This window comes from Microbacterium sp. CIAB417 (assembly GCF_022788845.1).
In genome coordinates, this window is sequence record NZ_JAHZUT010000002.1 from 753195 (window position 1) to 770313 (window position 17119).

Annotated in this window: 14 protein-coding genes; 8 read left to right on the top strand and 6 right to left on the bottom strand. The window is 71.0% G+C overall.

All coding sequences use genetic code 11. From position 1 onward, the window contains the following. Positions 1 to 3: 3 nt before the first annotated feature. The 3 genes from KYX17_RS10205 to KYX17_RS10215 form a co-directional block, all read right to left on the bottom strand. Entirely contained in the window at positions 4 to 1011 is a 1008-nt protein-coding gene (locus tag KYX17_RS10205) for an ATP-dependent DNA ligase (protein ID WP_249223528.1), read from the bottom strand. A gap of 34 nt (positions 1012 to 1045) precedes the next feature. Further along, positions 1046 to 2221: an AI-2E family transporter gene (locus KYX17_RS10210; RefSeq protein ID WP_243226878.1), complete on the bottom strand. Its 1176-nt coding sequence runs from the start codon at positions 2219 to 2221 to the stop codon at positions 1046 to 1048. Positions 2222 to 2292: 71 nt separating this feature from the next. Beyond that, on the bottom strand, positions 2293 to 3516 hold the full coding sequence (locus tag KYX17_RS10215; RefSeq protein ID WP_243226879.1) for an acyl-CoA dehydrogenase family protein: 1224 nt from the start codon (positions 3514 to 3516) through the stop codon (positions 2293 to 2295). A gap of 94 nt (positions 3517 to 3610) precedes the next feature. On the opposite strand from KYX17_RS10215, the gene KYX17_RS10220 reads away from it, so the two are divergent. Continuing rightward, the gene (locus KYX17_RS10220; protein WP_243226880.1) at positions 3611 to 4759 is read left to right on the top strand and encodes a pyridoxal phosphate-dependent aminotransferase; all 1149 of its coding nucleotides are present in this window, start codon (positions 3611 to 3613) and stop codon (positions 4757 to 4759) included. 139 nt (positions 4760 to 4898) lie between these two features. Here the strand turns inward: KYX17_RS10220 and KYX17_RS10225 are convergent, their stop codons facing one another. Continuing rightward, positions 4899 to 5567, bottom strand: coding sequence for a TetR/AcrR family transcriptional regulator (locus KYX17_RS10225; RefSeq protein ID WP_243226881.1), 669 nt, complete (start codon positions 5565 to 5567; stop codon positions 4899 to 4901). Positions 5568 to 5667: 100 nt separating this feature from the next. On the opposite strand from KYX17_RS10225, the gene KYX17_RS10230 reads away from it, so the two are divergent. The 4 genes from KYX17_RS10230 to KYX17_RS10245 all read left to right on the top strand — a co-directional run bounded on the left by KYX17_RS10230 (position 5668) and on the right by KYX17_RS10245 (position 9918). After that, the gene (locus KYX17_RS10230; protein ID WP_243226882.1) at positions 5668 to 7197 is read left to right on the top strand and encodes an FAD-dependent oxidoreductase; all 1530 of its coding nucleotides are present in this window, start codon (positions 5668 to 5670) and stop codon (positions 7195 to 7197) included. Between the two features lie 100 nt (positions 7198 to 7297). Beyond that, positions 7298 to 8464, top strand: coding sequence for an ADP-forming succinate--CoA ligase subunit beta (sucC, locus tag KYX17_RS10235; protein ID WP_243226883.1), 1167 nt, complete (start codon positions 7298 to 7300; stop codon positions 8462 to 8464). A gap of 27 nt (positions 8465 to 8491) precedes the next feature. After that, positions 8492 to 9394, top strand: a complete 903-nt coding sequence (gene sucD, locus KYX17_RS10240; protein ID WP_243226884.1) for a succinate--CoA ligase subunit alpha — start codon at positions 8492 to 8494, stop codon at positions 9392 to 9394. An 83-nt stretch (positions 9395 to 9477) separates the two neighbouring features. After that, positions 9478 to 9918, top strand: coding sequence for a nitroreductase family deazaflavin-dependent oxidoreductase (locus tag KYX17_RS10245; protein WP_243226885.1), 441 nt, complete (start codon positions 9478 to 9480; stop codon positions 9916 to 9918). Between the two features lie 99 nt (positions 9919 to 10017). Here KYX17_RS10245 and KYX17_RS10250 read toward each other — a convergent pair whose 3' ends face one another. Further along, positions 10018 to 11466: an NCS2 family permease gene (locus KYX17_RS10250; protein ID WP_243226886.1), complete on the bottom strand. Its 1449-nt coding sequence runs from the start codon at positions 11464 to 11466 to the stop codon at positions 10018 to 10020. Positions 11467 to 11577: 111 nt separating this feature from the next. Between KYX17_RS10250 and KYX17_RS10255 the strand changes: the two genes are divergently transcribed. Genes KYX17_RS10255 through purH form a run of 3 tightly spaced genes read left to right on the top strand, consistent with a single transcriptional unit; the run spans position 11578 to position 15128 of the window. Further along, the gene (locus KYX17_RS10255) at positions 11578 to 12888 is read left to right on the top strand and encodes a DUF6350 family protein (protein WP_243226887.1); all 1311 of its coding nucleotides are present in this window, start codon (positions 11578 to 11580) and stop codon (positions 12886 to 12888) included. 9 nt (positions 12889 to 12897) lie between these two features. Then, entirely contained in the window at positions 12898 to 13488 is a 591-nt protein-coding gene (gene purN, locus KYX17_RS10260) for a phosphoribosylglycinamide formyltransferase (RefSeq protein WP_243226888.1), read from the top strand. A 32-nt stretch (positions 13489 to 13520) separates the two neighbouring features. Further along, the gene (gene purH / locus KYX17_RS10265; RefSeq protein WP_243226889.1) at positions 13521 to 15128 is read left to right on the top strand and encodes a bifunctional phosphoribosylaminoimidazolecarboxamide formyltransferase/IMP cyclohydrolase; all 1608 of its coding nucleotides are present in this window, start codon (positions 13521 to 13523) and stop codon (positions 15126 to 15128) included. A 90-nt stretch (positions 15129 to 15218) separates the two neighbouring features. On the opposite strand, the gene KYX17_RS10270 is transcribed toward purH, so the two are convergent. Then, positions 15219 to 16643 carry an NAD(P)/FAD-dependent oxidoreductase gene (locus tag KYX17_RS10270; protein WP_243226890.1) on the bottom strand — a complete coding sequence of 475 codons (1425 nt, stop codon included), beginning with the start codon at positions 16641 to 16643 and terminating at the stop codon, positions 15219 to 15221. Positions 16644 to 17119: the final 476 nt, after the last annotated feature.

Sequence of the window (17119 nt, forward strand, 5' to 3'; positions counted from 1 at the left end):
GCGTCAGTCCAGCACGTCACCGAGGTCGTAGGCCGAGACCTGCTCGAGCTGCGAGAAGGTGCAGGATGACGCTTCGCGGTCGGGACGCCAGCGCTCGAACTGCACCGTGTGACGGAACCGCATCCCCTCGAGCTGGTCGTAGCGCACCTCGAGCACACGCTCCGGGCGCAGCCGCACGAAGGAGACGTCCTTGGATGCGGCGAATCGCGACCGCTCGGTCTCGCCCCTGACCGCCTGGCCCGACTCGTCGCGCTCGACCAGCGGCGCCAGCTCGTCGACGAGCTCCCGGCGCCGCGCATCCGTGAACGCCGACACACCGCCCACATTGCGCAGCGCGCCGTCGTCGTCGAAGAGGCCGACAAGGAGCGATCCGACCCCCTCGCCGCTCTTGTGGACGCGGTACCCGAGGGCCACGACATCGGCGGTCCGGGCGTGCTTGATCTTCAGCATCGCGCGCTTGTTCGGCTGGTAGACGTCGTCGAGACGCTTGGCGATGACGCCGTCGAGGCCCGCGCCCTCGAACTCCGCCAGCCAGCGCCGTGCTGTGGCGGGATCGTCGCTCGTGCGTGTGAGGTGGACCGGCGGCGCGATGCCCGCCAGCAGCGCCTCGAGCTCGGCGCGGCGCTCGGCGAACGAAGCGTCGCGGAGATCGCGGTCGCCGCGGGCCAGCAGGTCGAAGGCGATGAGCAGGGCGGGCGTCTCGTCGGCGAGTCTCGTGACGCGGGAGGCGGCGGGGTGGATGCGCTGGCTCAGCGCCTCCCAGTCCAGCCGCTGCGCGCCGCGAGGCCCCGTCGGGATGACGATCTCGCCGTCGATGAGGCACGGCTCCGGCAGCACCCGCGGCAGCGCCTCGACCAGTTCGGGGAAGTACCGGGTGAGCGGCTTCGCGCCGCGTGATCCCAGTTCCACGCTCTCCCCGTCCCACGCCGCGAGCACCCGGAAGCCGTCCCACTTGGGCTCGAAGCTCCAGCCCGCCGCATCCGGAACGTCTTTCACCGCTTTGGCGAGCATGGGAGCGGGGATCTCGTACCGCACGATGTGCTCCTCAGGCGCCCGCGTCGCCCGCGGCGACCCGCTGCTCGCGCTTCTTGGGCCTCGCCCACTTCGCCGGGGTGTCGGGGCCGTCCCAGACCTGGATGATGCCCCAGACGACGGCGGTCAGCGGCACGGCCAGCAGGGTGCCGAGGATGCCGCCGATCGCGGTGCCGCCGGCCAGCACCACCAGCACGACGAACGAGTGCAGCTTCATCGACCTGCCCATGAGCACCGGCTGCAGGAAGTTGCCCTCGAGCTGGTTGACGGCGACGACGACTCCCACGACGATCAGGGCGATGACCGGCCCGTTGGCCACGAGTGCGACCAGAGCCGCCAGCGCGCCCGCCGTCACGGCGCCGACGATCGGGATGAAGGCGAGCAGGAACACCAGCACCGCCAGCGGGATCGCCAGCGGGACCTGCAGGATGAGCAGCCCGATGAGGATCCCGACCGCGTCGACGAACGCCACCGCCGCCGTTCCCCGCACGTAGGAGCCGAGCACCTGCACCGACTTGTCGCCGATGCGGCGTGCGCGCACGTAGGACGCGCCGTGGAACGGGCGCAGCAGGAACTCCCACATCCGCGGGCCGTCCTTGAGGAAGAAGAAGAGGATCACGACCATGAGAACGAGGCCCGTGACGAAGTTCGCGACGGCGCTGACGCCCGCGAGAGCCCCGCTGCCGAACTGCGCGCTCGTCACGAAGTCGCCGAGCTGCCCCATCCAGTCGTCGATCTGCGCCGAGGTCGGGGCGAACGGCAGCGTGCGCACCCAGTCGAGCAGCTGCTGGAAGCCGCCCTGCGCCTGTGACGACAGGTCGTCCCACTGATCGCGGATCGCCCACACGATGATCCACCCGAGCCCGGTGAGCAGCACGACGACGGTGAGCAGGGTGAGGAGGGTGGCCAGGATCGACGGCACGCCCCGGCGCCGCATCCACGTCATGACCGGCGCGAAGGCGGAGGCGAAGATGAGGGCGAGGATGAGGGGGATGACGACGACCGTGACTTGACGGATGCCCCAGATGGCTCCGGCCAGGATGGCGACGATCACGATGATCTGCAGCCCGCGGATCGCGAGGCGTCCGAGCGCATCGCCCCAGAGGCTCCAGGGAGCCCGGTGTGCGGTGAGCTCCACCTCGCGGGAGGTGAGCGTCACCTCCTGCGGTGCGCGGCGGAACAGTCCCATGCGACGACCGTATCGGCCGCATCCGACCGGCGCCTGCGTCTTGACGCGCGGATGCCGAGGCGACAGTGCACTCAGACGAAGGCGCCGGTGCCCGTGATGTCGCGCCCGATGAGCAGGGCCTGCACGCTCTCGGTGCCCTCGTAGGTGTGGATGGCCTCGATGTCGGCCATGTGCTGGATCACCCGGTTCTCCAACAGGATGCCGTTGCCGCCCATGAGATCGCGCGCGGTCTGGGCGATGCGACGTGCGGCGCGGGTGTTGTGGTACTTCGCGAGGGAGGCCTGCGTCGGCCGCAGCGCTCCCGAGGTCTCGAGGTCCGCCATGCGACGGCAGTAGAGCTGCATCGCCGTCAGCTCGTCGAGCATCTGCGTGAGCCGCTCCTGCACCATCTGGAACTTCACGAGGGGCTTGCCGAACTGCACCCGCTGCTGCGCGTACGAGAGCGCGGTCTCGTAGCACGCCATGGCGTGCCCGAGCGCCGACCACGCCACGCCGGAGCGGGTGGAGTACAGCACCGTCGACGCATCCTTGAAGCTGCGGGTGCCGGGCAGCACCGCATCCGCCGGCAGGCGCACGTCGTCCAGCGCGATCTGCGCCTGGTGGATGCCGCGCAGTGACGCCTTGCCGGTGATCACCGTGCCGGTGTAGCCGGGAGTCTCCTGCGGGACCAGGAAGCAGCGCACCGCGCCGTGCTCCTCGGCGGTGGCGTCGTCCACGCGTGCCCACACGAACGTGATGCCGCCGGACGCGCCGTTGCCGATCCACTTCTTCGCGCCGCGCAGGACCCATTCGTCGCCGTCGCGGCGGGCGACGGTCTCGAGCGAGACCGAGTCCGATCCGTGGTCGGGCTCGGTGAGCGCGAAGGAGCCGAGCACCTCGCCGCGGGCGAGCGGCTCGAGCCACCGCTCCTGCTGCGCGGCGGAGCCGAACAGGGCGAGGGTGCGCAGAGCGAGGCCGCCCTGCACCGCAATCACCGTGCCGAGCGAGCCGTCGCCCCGCGACACCTCCATGTTGACCAGACCCGCGGCCAGCGGGGAGAAGTGCGTGAGCCGAGGGTGGTCGATGCCGTCGTTGTACAGATCGAGCTCGCCCAGACGGGTGACGAGATCCAGCGGGTAGGAGCTGTCGTCCCAGGCGGCGACCATGCGATCGCCGACCTCGTCCACATAGGCCTTCGCGCGGTCCCAGACCTCCCGGTCGGCGGCGGGGATGTCGGCGAACACGGCGTAGTAGTCGGTGTCCAGCCGCGCGGTCACGTCATAGGCGGCAGCGGTGTCGCCCGGCAGAGAAGTCATGCGCACACGATAGTCGCGTGGGACGCTGTGCCGCCAACTCTGGCACTCAGTTCCACGGTGCGGATGCGCTGCCGTGACGCGTTAGCCTGAGCGGGTGCCGGCCCTCAGCGACCACCTGCGATCCGTTCCTCCCAGCGGCATCCGTCGTATCTTCGAGATCGCGCTCACCCTCGACGACGTCACCATGCTCGCGGTCGGCGAGCCCGATGTGCCCGTCGCGGCGCACATCATCGAGGCGGCCACGCGTGCCTGGGAGGCGGACGAGACCGACTATGTGGCCAACGCCGGCATCCCGGCGCTGCGCCAGGCGTTCGCCGACCGCTTCGCCGCGAACCACGGCGTCGCTCTGTCGCCGGAGCGGGTCTGGGTCACCGTGGGCGGCACGCAGGCGCTGCACCAGGCGATGGGCCTGGTTCTGGGCCCCGGCGACGAGGTGCTCGTGCCCGATCCCGGGTACACGACGTTCTCGATGAGCCCGCGGATGCTGAGCGCGGTACCGGTGCCGTACGCGCTGCGTCCGGAGGTGGACTTCCTGCCGGAGCTGGATCGGATCGAGGCGCTCATCACGCCGCGCACGCGCGCGATCGTCGTGAACTCGCCGTCGAACCCGCTCGGCACGGTCATCGACGGCGAGCTCGCGCGGGGGATCCTCGAACTCGCGCGCCGGCGCGACCTCTGGATCATCAGCGACGAGGTGTATGCGGAACTGACGTGGGGCGACCCGCACGTGAGCCTGACAGCGCTCGACGCGCTCAGCGACGAGCCGAGGGTGCTGGGCGTGTTCTCCCTCTCGAAGTCGTACGCGATGACGGGGGTGCGGGTGGGCTTTCTCATCACGCCGCTCGGCATGGATGAGACCCTGCGCACGGTGCAGGAGGCCATGATCGCGTGCGTGGCGGCGCCCGATCAGCGCGCGGGCGTGGCCGCGCTGGCCGGTGACCAGAGCAACATCGCGCTCGCCCGCGCCCATTACCGGCAGAACCTGGATGCGGCGACAGCGCTGCTGGATGAGCGCGGCATCGCCTATCGGGTGCCCGACGGCGCCTTCTACCTGTGGATCGATCTGCGCCACGCGACCGGCGGCGATGTCGGCGCGTGGGCGGAGGAGTTCCTGCGCACCGAGCGCGTGGCCCTCGCGCCCGGCTCCGCGTTCGGCGCCTCGGGCGAGGGGTGGGTGCGCGTGTGCGCCGCCGCCTCGCGCGGCGACCTGATCCACGGGCTGTCCCTGCTTCCCGCTCCCTGAGCCATACGCGCCGCGGCGCGGGTGCCGCGACCCGTGCACGGCGGATGCGGGATCCGGCGCCGCATCCGTCACGTCACGTGACTCCTGCACCGCGGATCGTGCAGACGTCGCACCGGTCGGCGCCCGAGAGAGCGGGTGCTCAGCGCAGGCTGTCGCCCAGGCGTCGGGCGACCTCCGCGGCCGGCATGCGGCGCGGGAAGACAGCGACCACGACGTCGTCGGGCGCCTGGGATGCGTGGGAGCCGACCCCGAACTTGTCGAGGCAGTCGTCGAGGGCTTGGCGCAGCGCCGAGGCCGGGACCTTCTTGGGTCCGCGCAGGAGGCGGCGCAGCACGTGGTTGTGCACGGCGGTGACGAGGGCCGCGAAGCTCACCGCGTCCAGCGGATCGAGGCCGGGAAGCGCCGTGCGCAGGTACTCGTCGAAGAGCCGCTCGTAGCGGAAGACGGTGACGATCTCGCGGTCGCGCAGCGCCGGCACGTCGCGCACGACCGTGTAGCGCCGGCGAGCGAGCTCGGGGTCTGCCGCGAAGTGGCGGTAGACCTGCATCGAGGCCTCGCAGACCGCCTCCCACGGGTTCTCGTGCGGTCGGGCGAGGTAGGTGCGGAGCTTGTCGAGCAACAGCTCGTGATCGGCGAAGACGACGTCGTCCTTGCCGCCGAACTGGCGGAAGAACGTGGAGCGCGAGATGCCGGCGGCCTGAGCGATCTGGTCGACCGAGGTCGCCTCGAAACCCTGCCGTGCGAACAGGTCGAGGGCCGCGGCGACGACATCGTCACGCGCGGCTGAGGGGGAAGCTGTCTCGCTCATCTGCGGAGCAAGCCTAGACCCGCTCCCGTACCGGACCGTCGACTCCGTCGCCGTGTCAAGCCCCGAGGACACCGACCGCGGTGAGCGTTGACTGCGCCGCATGGATCCCCTCTGGAAGCAGCACGCTCGCACCGTCCCCTCGACGCCCTTCGTCCCCGGTGAGCACGAGGTCGTCGTGGTGGGGGCGGGTATCACCGGGCTCGCCACGGCGCTGCTGCTCGCCGAGTCCGGGCACGAGGTCGTGGTGCTCGAGGCGCGCGAGGTCGCGGGGCTCGCCACGGGCGCGAACACGGGCAAGGTGTCGCTGCTGCAGGGGACGCAGCTGTCGACGCTCCGCGCCCACCACTCGCCCTCGCTCGTCCGCGCCTATGCGCAGGCGAACCTCGACGGGCAGCTCTGGCTGCGATCGTTCGCCGATCGTGCGGGCCTGCCCTACGAGGCGCGCACCGCGTTCACGTACGCACAGCACGACGCCGGCCGCTCCCGTGTGCGCGAGGAGTTCGAGGCCGCTCACGAGGCCGGACTGCCGGTGCGGTGGGCCACGGCCGACGAGCTCGATCTGCCCTTCCCCGCTCGCTCCGCCGTCGCGTTGGACGGCCAGCTGGGCATGGATCCGGATGCGGCCGCGTACGCTCTCGCGCTCGCCTTCCTCGCCGCGGGCGGCACGCTGCACACCGGCGTGCGGGCGACGGGGGTCTCCACCTCGAGTCGGCCGACGGTGCACACCGCGCGCGGCGACATGACGGCCGAGCACATCGTGCTGGCCACGGGGGCGGCCGTGCTCGATCGCGGCCTGTACTTCGCGAAGGTCTCCGCGATGCGCTCGTACGCCGTCGCGTTCGCCGTGCCGGACGAGGTGGCGCTGCCCGAGGGCATGTTCCTCGCCGCGGACGCGCCGAGCAGGTCGGTGCGCACCGTGTCCGAACGCGACGGACGGTGGGAGCAGACGCGGCTGATCGTCGGTGGCGGCGGACACCCGGTCGGGCGTGCCGCGTCCGAACGCGCACGGGTGGCGGAGCTGATCGCGTGGACGAGGCGCCACGTGCCGGGCGCGGTGCCGACCCACCGCTGGTCGGCACAGGACTACACCTCCCACAACCTGATCCCGTTCGTGGGCGTCATGCCGCGCACGGGCGGACGCGTGCGCTTTGCGACGGGATACGCGAAGTGGGGCCTCACCAACGGCCCCGCGGCCGCGCTGCGGATCGCCGCGGAGATCGACGGCATCGCCGAGAGCGAGCGCGCCGACTGGATGCGGCGGCTCGGCACCCGCATCACCGTGCCCGCTGATCTCGCCAAGGGTGCGGCGGAGAACGCCAAGGTCGGCGCTCACGCGGTGCAGGGGTGGGCGGGGGCGCTCCGGCATCCGCCTCGCATCCCGTCGGAGGGGAAGGGCGTCGTCGGTTCGGATGCGGGGCGCCCCGTCGGCGTCTCGCGGGTCGATGGCGAGGTGCGAGCGGTCTCCGCGGTCTGTCCGCACCTGGGAGGCGTGCTGAACTGGAACGACGCCGAGTGCACGTGGGACTGTCCGTTGCACGCCTCGCGCTTCGCGCCCGACGGGCGCCGCATCGAGGGTCCGGCGCTGTCGGATCTGCGGCGCGTGCGGCCGCCCTCGTCTGCACAGGCGTGAACGGAGCACTCCCGCACGGGGAGTAGGCTGGGGGACTGGTCGATATCTCGACGTCGAGACGTTTTGCGTCACCCTCCCTCGGACCAGCGAAGGAAGCCCAGTGGATCTGTACGAGTACCAGGCACGAGACCTTTTCGAGAAGTACGAGGTGCCGGTGCTCGCCGGTATCGTCGCGGACACCCCCGAGGAGGTGAAGGCGGCAGCCGAGAAGCTCGGCGGCGTCGTGGTGGTCAAGGCGCAGGTCAAGACGGGCGGTCGCGGCAAGGCCGGCGGCGTCAAGGTCGCGAAGACCCCCGACGAGGCGTACGAGGCGGCCAAGGCGATCCTCGGCCTCGACATCAAGGGCCACGTCGTCAAGCGGGTCATGGTCGCCGCAGGTGCCTCGATCGAGAAGGAGTTCTACTTCTCGGTCCTGCTCGACCGCTCGAACCGCTCCTACCTGTCGCTCGCCAGCGTCGAGGGCGGCATGGAGATCGAGCAGCTCGCGGTCGAGAAGCCCGAGGCTCTCGCGCGCATCGAGGTCAACGCCCTCACCGGCATCGACAAGACCAAGGCGGTCGAGATCGCCCGCGCGGCGAACTTCCCCGAGGAGCTCGTCGAGAAGGTCGCCGACGTCTTCGTCAAGCTCTACGCCGTGTACACCGGCGAGGGCGCGACCCTCGTCGAGGTGAACCCCCTCATCCTCGACGGGAACGGCGACATCATCGCCCTCGACGGCAAGGTCACCCTCGACGACAACGCGACCGAGGTGCGCCACCCCGAGCACGAAGAGCTCGAGGACAAGGATGCGGCCGACCCGCTCGAGGCCAAGGCGAAGGCCGCGGGCCTCAACTACGTCAAGCTCGACGGCCAGGTGGGCATCATCGGCAACGGAGCGGGCCTGGTCATGTCGACGCTCGACGTCGTCGCCTACGCGGGCGAGAACCACGGCGGCGTGAAGCCCGCCAACTTCCTCGACATCGGCGGCGGCGCCTCCGCCACCGTCATGGCGGCTGGCCTGGACGTCATCCTGGGCGACCCGCAGGTCAAGAGCGTCTTCGTTAACGTCTTCGGCGGCATCACCTCGTGCGTCGCCGTGGCAGAGGGCATCGTCAAGGCGCTCGAGATCCTCGGCGACGCCGCGACCAAGCCGCTCGTCGTGCGCCTCGACGGCAACCAGGTCGAGGAGGGTCGCGCGATTCTCGCGGCCGCGAACAACCCGCTCGTGACCCTCGCCGCAGGCATGGACGAGGGCGCCGACAAGGCCGCCGAGCTGGCCGCCGCCTGATCGCCCGCATCGGATAAGGACACAGACATGTCGATCTACCTCAACAAGGACTCCAAGGTCATCGTCCAGGGCATCACCGGCGGCGAGGGCACCAAGCACACCGCCCTCATGCTGAAGGCGGGCACCCAGGTCGTCGGCGGCGTCAACGCGCGCAAGGCCGGCACGACCGTCTCGCACACCGACAAGGACGGCAACCCGGTCGAGCTGCCGGTCTTCGCCACCGTCGCCGAGGCCATCGAGGCCACGGGCGCCGACGTCTCCATCGCCTTCGTTCCGCCGGCGTTCACGAAGGACGCCATGATCGAGGCCATCGACAGCGAGATCCCGCTGCTCGTGGTCATCACCGAGGGCGTGCCGGTCGGTGACTCGGCCGAAGCATGGGCCTACGCGATCGAGAAGGGCAACAAGACCCGCATCATCGGTCCGAACTGCCCCGGCATCATCACCCCCGGTGAGTCGCTCGTGGGCATCACGCCCGCCAACATCACCGGCAAGGGCCCGATCGGCCTCGTCTCCAAGTCGGGCACGCTGACGTACCAGATGATGTTCGAGCTGCGAGACCTGGGCTTCTCGACCGCCATCGGCATCGGCGGCGACCCGATCATCGGCACGACGCACATCGATGCGCTCGAGGCGTTCGAGGCCGACCCCGAGACCAAGGCGATCGTGATGATCGGCGAGATCGGCGGCGACGCCGAAGAGCGTGCGGCCGATTACATCCGCGCGAACGTCACGAAGCCCGTCGTCGGCTACGTCGCCGGCTTCACCGCCCCCGAGGGCAAGACGATGGGCCACGCCGGCGCCATCGTCTCGGGCTCCGCGGGCACCGCGCAGGCCAAGAAGGAAGCGCTCGAGGCCGCGGGTGTGAAGGTCGGCAAGACGCCGTCCGAGACCGCCGCGCTCATGCGCGAGATCATCCAGGGCCTGTAAGGCCCCCTCACGAAGGGCGGATGCGGGCGGCCGAGGCCCCCGCATCCGCCCTTCGTCGTGTCCCGCCGCAGTAGCCTGGACGCATGCCGCTGACAGGGGAGTACAAGCCGAGCACGTCCGAGTGGGCCCGGTCGCAAGCCGAGCTCTACGAAGCCACCAACGGCGCGGAGGGCGGTGAGCTGCGCGGCGTTCCGATCATCGTGCTGACCACCGTCGGCGCCAAGAGCGGCGGCCTGCGCAAGACCGCGCTCATGCGCGTCGAGCACGACGGGGACTACCTCGTCGTGGCATCCAAGGGCGGGGCGCCCGACGAGCCCGCCTGGGGCAACAACATCCGCAAGCATCCGCACGTCGAGCTGCAGGACGGCGCCGTCAAGCGCGACTACACCGCGCGCGAGCTCGAGGGCGACGAACGCGAGCTGTGGTGGGAACGCGCGGTGGCCGTGTGGCCCGACTACGCCGTCTACCAGACCAAGACCGACCGTCAGATCGCGATCTTCGTGCTGGAGCCGCGCGAGGCCTGAGCGCCCGCACACACGCGAACGAGCATCCGTTCGCCGAGTGAGCACCCCATTGAGTGCTCAATCGACGAACGGATGCTCGCTCGGCGTCGAGGTGGGGGATCAGCCGCCGAGGGCCGCCTCGATCGGTCCGCGCACGAAGAACACGACGAAGCCGGCGGCGACGATCCACAGCAGCGGGCTGATGCGGCGGGCGTGGCCCGACAGCGAGCGGATGACGACCCAGCTGACGAAGCCCGCGCCGATGCCATTGGCGATCGAGTACGTCAGCGGCATGACGGTGATCGTCAGGAACACCGGGATCAGCACCGAGACGTCGGTGAGATCGACGTGGCGGATCTGGCTCATCATGAGTGCGCCGACGGCGACCAGGGCGGCCGAGGCGACCTCGCTCGGCACGATGGTGGTCAAGGGCGTCACGAACATGGCCAGCAGGAAGAGTCCGCCGGTCACGAGGTTCGCGAGGCCCGTGCGGGCGCCCTCGCCGATGCCGGTGCCGGACTCGATGAACACCGTGTTGGACGACGACGAGGTCAGTCCGCCCGCGACGGCTCCGAGGCCCTCGACCACGAGCGCGGAGCGCAGGCGCGGGAAGTTGCCTCGCTCATCGGCGAGGTTCGCCTCGCGCGAGAGGCCCGTCATCGTTCCCATCGCGTCGAAGAAGTTCGTGAACAGCAGCGTGAACACGAGCATCGCGGCCGCGAGCACTCCGATGCGGTCGAAGGCACCGAAGCTGACCTGGCCCACGAGGCTGAGGTCGGGCAGGCTGAAGATGGATGCCGGGATCTCGGGCACGCTGAGCCCCCATCCGCCGGCGTTGCCGTCGGCGCGGGCGCCGAGGTGCCAGATCGCCTCGACGATGACCGCGACGACCGTGCCGCCCGCGAGACCGATGAGGATCGCGCCCTTGACCTTGCGGGCAAGAAGGATCGCGATGGTCACGAGCGTGAGCACGAACAGGAGCGTCGGGACGGTCGCGATCGAACCGTTGACGCCGAGGCCGACGGGAGGCGACGCGAGGCCCGTGCTCTGCACGAATCCGCCGTCGACGAACCCGATGAAGGCGATGAACAGGCCGATGCCGACCGTGATGGCGGTCTTCAGCGCCATCGGCACGGCATCGAAGATGAGCCGTCGCAGGCCTGTGACCGCCAGCAGCACGATCAGGAGGCCGTTGATGAGCACCAGGCCCATCGCCTCGGGCCAGGTGACCTCGCCCACCACGCTGACGGCCAGGAACGAGTTGATGCCGAGGCCCGCGGCGAACGCGAACGGCAGCCGGGCGACCAACCCGAAGAGGATGGTCATGGCGCCGGCGGTGAGCGCGGTGGTCGCGGCGACTTGGGCGAAGCCGAGGGCGTTGCCGGCCACATCCGTTCCGCCGGACAGGATGATCGGGTTGAGCAGGACGATGTAGGCCATCGCCACGAAGGTGACGATGCCGCCGCGGATCTCGCCGCCCACGGTGGCGCCGCGCGCCGTGATGCCGAAGAAGCGGTCGAGACGGCCGGGGGAGGAGGACGAAGCGCTGGTGGTACGGGGGTGTTGCACTCGACGAGAGTAGTCGGATGCGGCCCGCTGCGCGACGCGGAACAGCCGTGGCAGATCGCGGCGGCGTGGGGGACGGCCGTGCAAAGGTCCGCTGGGTAGGGTCGGGGGGCCATGCAACGCGTCCTCGTCCTTCTCCTCTCCGCCCTCGACGCCCTCGTGGCGGCGGCCGTCGGCCTCGCCGTCGCGGGCGCCCCGCTGATGGTCTTCTGGTTCGTCGCGTTCGGCTCTGGGGATCTCTCCGCGATCTGGCAGAGCGCCGCGACCATCTGGCAGTTCGGCCACTCGGTTCCCGTCGCGATCACGCTCCCCGACATCTACGTCGCCGAGCTGGGCATCGATCCCTCCCTCGCGAGCTTCACGCTCTCGCTCGCCCCGCTGGCCTTCGCCGCGTTCACGCTGCTGTTCGGCGGCCGCTCCGGCGCCCGCGCCGGGCGTGCCGGGGCGCCGTGGAGCGGCGCGCTCACCGGAACGCTCGTGTTCGCCGCCCTCGCCGCCGGCATCGCCCTCACCTCGCAGGCGCCGCTGGCGGGCACCGACCTGTGGCGCGCCATCTGCTATCCCGCCGCCTACTACGCCGCAGGCGTGATCGCGGGCGCCCTTCACCGCGCGTGGACCGACGGCGATGACGGGCCCGTCGACGCCCTGCGGGCTCGGCTCGATCGCTCCCGGGGCGCCTGGCCCGAGGTGCCGGAGCTCGCCGTGCGCGGCGGGGCGATCGCCGTGACGGGGCTGGTCGCCGTGGGCGCCGCCGTTCTCGGCGTCGCCCTCGTCGTGCGCGCTCCGAACATCGTCGCGCTCTCTCAGGCGGGCAACCTGGACGCGGGCGGCGCCGCCGTCCTCGCGCTCGCCCAGCTGCTGTACCTGCCGACTCTGCTCGTCTGGGCGCTGTCCTTCGTCGCGGGACCCGGCGTCGGCCTCGGCGCGGGCAGCGTGGTCTCGCCCGCGGGCACGCAGCTCGGCGTGCTGCCGGGCGTACCCATCCTGGGCGTGCTGCCGGAGGGGGCGAGCAGCTGGTACCTGCTGTTCGCTCTGCTCCCGATCGCGGTGGGCGTCGTCGCGGGATGGGCCACCCGATCGCGCCTGAACCCGCGCGGTTCGACCGCGGATGCGGAGAGCACCGGCATCCTCGTGACCTTGACGCTGTCGATCGCCGCTCTCGCTGCCCTCGCCGCCGCCCTCATGGCGATCCTGGCCAGCGGCAGCATGGGGCCCGGGCGGCTGTCCGCTGTCGGCCCGGACGCTCTCGCGGTGGGAGTGGCCGTGGGCGTCGAAGTGGGACTCGGCGCGGCGATCCTGCTGCTCTCGCCGCGTCGACGCGGCGACGTGGATTCCGAGGGAGGCGCGGGTGCGATCGCGCGCCTGACGGGCGTGCACGGAGGCGCGGATGACGGCGCCGAGCGGGCGGATGCGGCGCGCGACTAGACTGTGCGGGTGCTCACGGTCGCCGTTCTCATCTCCGGCACCGGCTCGAATCTCCGAGCCCTGCTCGAGGCCGCGGCGGAAGCCGATTTCCCCGCTCGAGTGATCGTGGTGGGCGCCGACCGCGAAGCCTCCGGCCTCGCCCACGCCGAGGAGTTCGGCATCCCGAGCTTCGTCATCCCCTGGCAGGGCGCTGACCGGCGCGAGGCCTGGGGGGAGGAGCTCGATCAGCAGTTGCGTGTCTGGCAGCCCGATCTCGTCGTCCTCTCGGGTCTGATGCGCCTGCTGCCGCCCGCGGTCGTCGCTGCGTGGAGTCCGCGCCTGATCAACACCCACCCCGCCTACCTGCCGGAGTTCCCCGGTGCCCATGCCGTGCGCGACGCGATCGCGGCGGGCGCCACGGAGACCGGCGCGAGCGTGATCGTCGTCGACGACGGCGTCGACACGGGCCCGATCCTCGCCCAGGAACGCATCGAGGTGCGCCCCGGCGACGACGAGTCCGCGCTCCACGAACGCATCAAGCCCGTCGAACGACGTCTGCTCATCGACGTCGTCCGCCGCATCGCGATCGGCGAGCTCGATCTCACCGCATCCGCCGTCTGACCCACCGCAACCGCCCCACCCCGAGGAGTCCCATGGCCGGGCCCAGCCACGATCCGTCCCTCTACCGCGACCGCGACGTCGTCCCCGTGCGCCGCGCGCTCGTCTCGGTCAGCGACAAGACCGACCTGCTGCGTCTGGCCGAAGCGCTCGTCGCCGCCGGCGTCGAGATCGTCTCGACGGGCTCGACCGCGCAGACCATCCGCGACGCCGGGTACGACGTCGTCGACGTGTCGAGCGTGACCGGATTCCCCGAATCGCTCGACGGGCGCGTGAAGACCCTCCACCCGGGCGTGCACGCGGGCCTTCTCGCAGACCTCCGCCTCGCGCACCACGAGGAGCAGCTGACCGATCTCGGCATCTCGCCCTTCGAGCTCGTTGTCGTCAACCTCTACCCGTTCGTCGAGACGGTGGCATCCGGTGCATCCGGTGACGCCGTGGTCGAGCAGATCGACATCGGCGGCCCCGCGATGGTGCGCGCGTCGGCGAAGAACTACGCCAACGTCGCGATCGTCGTCTCGCCCGAGTCCTACCCGGCGATCATCGAGGCGATCGCCGCCGGCGGCACCTCGCTCGCGCAGCGCAAGGAGCTCGCGGCGCGCGCCTTCGCCCACACCGCGAACTACGACCGCGCGGTGGCGACGTGGTTCGCCGATGAGACCCTCGCGGAGGGCGAGCAGTTGCCCGCGCACCTGACGATCAAGGCCGAGCGGCTCGCGACGCTGCGCTATGGCGAGAACTCCCATCAGCGCGCGGCCATCTACACCCGCACTGGCGGGCACGGCATCGCGCAGGCGCTGCAGCTGCAGGGCAAGGAGATGTCGTACAACAACTACGTCGATGCGGATGCGGCACTGCGCGCCGCCTTCGACATGGTCAAGCCCGCGGTGGCGATCATCAAGCACGCAAACCCGTGCGGCATCGCCGTGTCGGCGCCCAACGCGCTCGACGAGATCGCCAGCGCGCACCTGCGGGCGCACGAGTGCGATCCCGTCTCGGCCTTCGGCGGGGTGATCGCCGCGAACCGCACGGTCACGCTGAAGATGGCGGAGAACCTGCGCGACATCTTCACCGAGGTGATCGTCGCCCCGGGCTTCGAGCCGGAGGCGCTGGGGCTGTTCCGTCTGAAGAAGAACCTGCGCGTGCTGCAGCTGCCGGCCGACTGGCAGCAGGAGCGCACGGACGTGCGGCTCGTCTCGGGAGGTCTGCTGCTGCAGGACGCCGACCGCTTCCCCGACGACATCGAGTCGGTCGCGACCGACTGGGAGCTCGTCGCGGGCGAGCGCCCCGCCGGCGAGGAGATGACGAACCTCATCTTCGCGTGGAAGGCATGTCGCGCGGTCAAGTCCAACGCCATCGTGCTGGCGAAGAACTCCGCCACCGTCGGCATCGGCATGGGTCAGGTCAACCGCGTCGACTCGTGCCGCCTCGCCGTCGAGCGCGCGGGAGACCGCGCGGTCGGCTCCGTCGCCGCGTCCGACGCCTTCTTCCCGTTCTCGGACGGACCGCAGGTTCTGCTGGATGCGGGCGTGTCCGCCATCGTGCAGCCGGGCGGATCCGTGCGCGATGACGAGACGATCGCGCTTGCGCGCGAGCGCGGCGTGACCATGTTCTTCACGGGCGAGCGCCACTTCTACCACTGAGTCCCGACGCTGTCGCAGGACATCGCCGCCCCGCAGGACGATTCCGATCGGATCGTCCTGCGGGGCGGTTGTTCTCCCGCGGGAGGAAGCTCAGGCGCTCGGGCGGCCGTACGCCTCGAGCAGTCGCAGCCACACCTCGCTGAGCGTCGGATACGACGGCACGGCGTGCCAGAGGCGGGCGATCGGCACCTGGCCCACGACGGCGATCGTCGCCGAGTGGAGCAGCTCGGCCACATCCTCGCCGACGAACGTCGCGCCGATGATCGTGCCCGCATCCTCGTCGACGATCGCGCGTGCCTGACCCCGGTAGTCATCGGCGCGGGTGGCAGCGCCGGCGATCCACGAGAGGTCGTAGTCGAGCACCCGGATGCGGCGCCCCGCGGCCTTCGCAGAGGCCTCCGTGAATCCGATCGACGCCACCTCGGGATCGGTGAAGGTGACCTGCGGAACGGCCTCGTGGTCGGCCGTCGCGACATGCGTTCCCCAGGGGGCGTCGTCGACGGCGCTGCCGGTCGCGCGCGCGGCGATGACGTCGCCCGCGGCGCGCGCCTGGTACTTGCCCTGGTGCGTGAGCAGGGCCCGATGATTGACGTCGCCGACCCCGTACAGCCAGTCGGTCCCCGTCACGAGCATGGTGTCGTCGACGGCGAGCCACTCGCCCGGAACCAGTCCCACCGCATCCAGTCCGAGATCCTCGGTGCGGGGCACCCGCCCGGTCGCGACCAGCACCTCGGCGGCGCGGATGCGGGTCCCGTCGGACAGCTCGAGCTCCTTCTCGTCGCCGACGCGCTGTGCCGACACGACGTTGGTGTGGCGGAGGATGCGCACGCCCCGCTCCTCGAGGGCACGGCCGACGAGCTCGCCCGCGAAGGGTTCGTTCGCGGCCAGCAGTGCACCTCGAACGACGAGGGTGACCTCGGCGCCGAGGTCCGCGTAGGCAGTGGCCATCTCCGCGGCGACCACGCCGCCCCCGATGATGGCGAGGGATGCGGGGATCTCCTGGGCACTGGTCGCCTCGCGGCTCGTCCAGGGCGCGATGTCGGCAAGGCCCGGGGTCTCGGGGAGAAGGGCCGCGGTGCCGGTGCAGACCGCGACGGCGTGACGGGCGGTCAGACGTGTGGTGTTGCCGTCCGCATCCGTCACCTCGACCTGCTTGACACCGACGAGGCGGCCGTGGCCGCGCACGAGGTCGATGCCGGCGCTCGAGAGCCACTCGACCTGCGAGGAGTCGTTCCAGTCGTGAGTGAGCGTGTCGCGTCGGCGGAGGACCCCGGCGACGTCGAGGGCGCCCGACACGGCCTGCTTCGCGCCGTCGACGTCGCGGGCCTCGCGCAGCACCGCCCCCGCGCGCAGCAGTCCCTTCGAGGGCATGCACGCCCAGTACGAGCACTCACCGCCCACGAGCTCGCTCTCGACGATCACGGCGGACAGTCCGCCTTGCACGGCACGGTCGGCGACGTTCTCGCCCACGGGGCCGGCGCCGATGACGATGAGGTCGTAGGTCTGCTCGCTCATGCTGTGACGCTACTCCGTCACATCCTCCCCGGGGCCGCCGCTTGCGTTCCCGGCCTCGGTGCGTGTGCTGCACCGGCGGGGAGTCCGGCGCCCGTGCCGCGTCGGCCGGTGCCCGAGTTGCGTCGCATATGCGCAGGTGCGCCACTTTTGCGCAGGTGCGCCAGGAAATGACTGGCGCATCTGCGCACTTGTGTAGCCCGGCTAGGCTCCCACCGTCTTGCTCGTCCCCGCACGTCGGTCTCCCGGATCGCGGCGGTTCGCCGCACCCGACGGAGCGTGGGCGGCGGCGCGCCGCATCCGCTACACCTTTGCGCGGATGCGACAGGCTATTCCTGTCGCGGATGCGGGAACCTGTCGCAGTTGCGCATATGCGACGCAACTCGGGCAAGGGGCACACCACCTCGGGCAGGAGCGCACCAACTCGGGCAAGGGGCACACCACCTCGGGGGCAGGCGGCGGGGGCCGGCGCTGTGGTG

Bases quoted from the DNA above. Each gene is read 5' to 3' on its own strand.
- sucD (WP_243226884.1), top strand. From the start codon at position 8,492: ATGTCGATCTACCTCAACAAGGACTCCAAGGTCATCGTCCAGGGCATC.
- KYX17_RS10205 (WP_249223528.1), bottom strand. From the start codon at position 1,011: ATGCTCGCCAAAGCGGTGAAAGACGTTCCGGATGCGGCGGGCTGGAGC.
- KYX17_RS10230 (WP_243226882.1), top strand. From the start codon at position 5,668: ATGGATCCCCTCTGGAAGCAGCACGCTCGCACCGTCCCCTCGACGCCC.
- KYX17_RS10255 (WP_243226887.1), top strand. From the start codon at position 11,578: ATGCAACGCGTCCTCGTCCTTCTCCTCTCCGCCCTCGACGCCCTCGTG.
- KYX17_RS10215 (WP_243226879.1), bottom strand. From the start codon at position 3,516: ATGACTTCTCTGCCGGGCGACACCGCTGCCGCCTATGACGTGACCGCG.
- KYX17_RS10245 (WP_243226885.1), top strand. From the start codon at position 9,478: ATGCCGCTGACAGGGGAGTACAAGCCGAGCACGTCCGAGTGGGCCCGG.
- purH (WP_243226889.1), top strand. From the start codon at position 13,521: ATGGCCGGGCCCAGCCACGATCCGTCCCTCTACCGCGACCGCGACGTC.
- KYX17_RS10210 (WP_243226878.1), bottom strand. From the start codon at position 2,221: ATGGGACTGTTCCGCCGCGCACCGCAGGAGGTGACGCTCACCTCCCGC.
- KYX17_RS10270 (WP_243226890.1), bottom strand. From the start codon at position 16,643: ATGAGCGAGCAGACCTACGACCTCATCGTCATCGGCGCCGGCCCCGTG.
- KYX17_RS10225 (WP_243226881.1), bottom strand. From the start codon at position 5,567: ATGAGCGAGACAGCTTCCCCCTCAGCCGCGCGTGACGATGTCGTCGCC.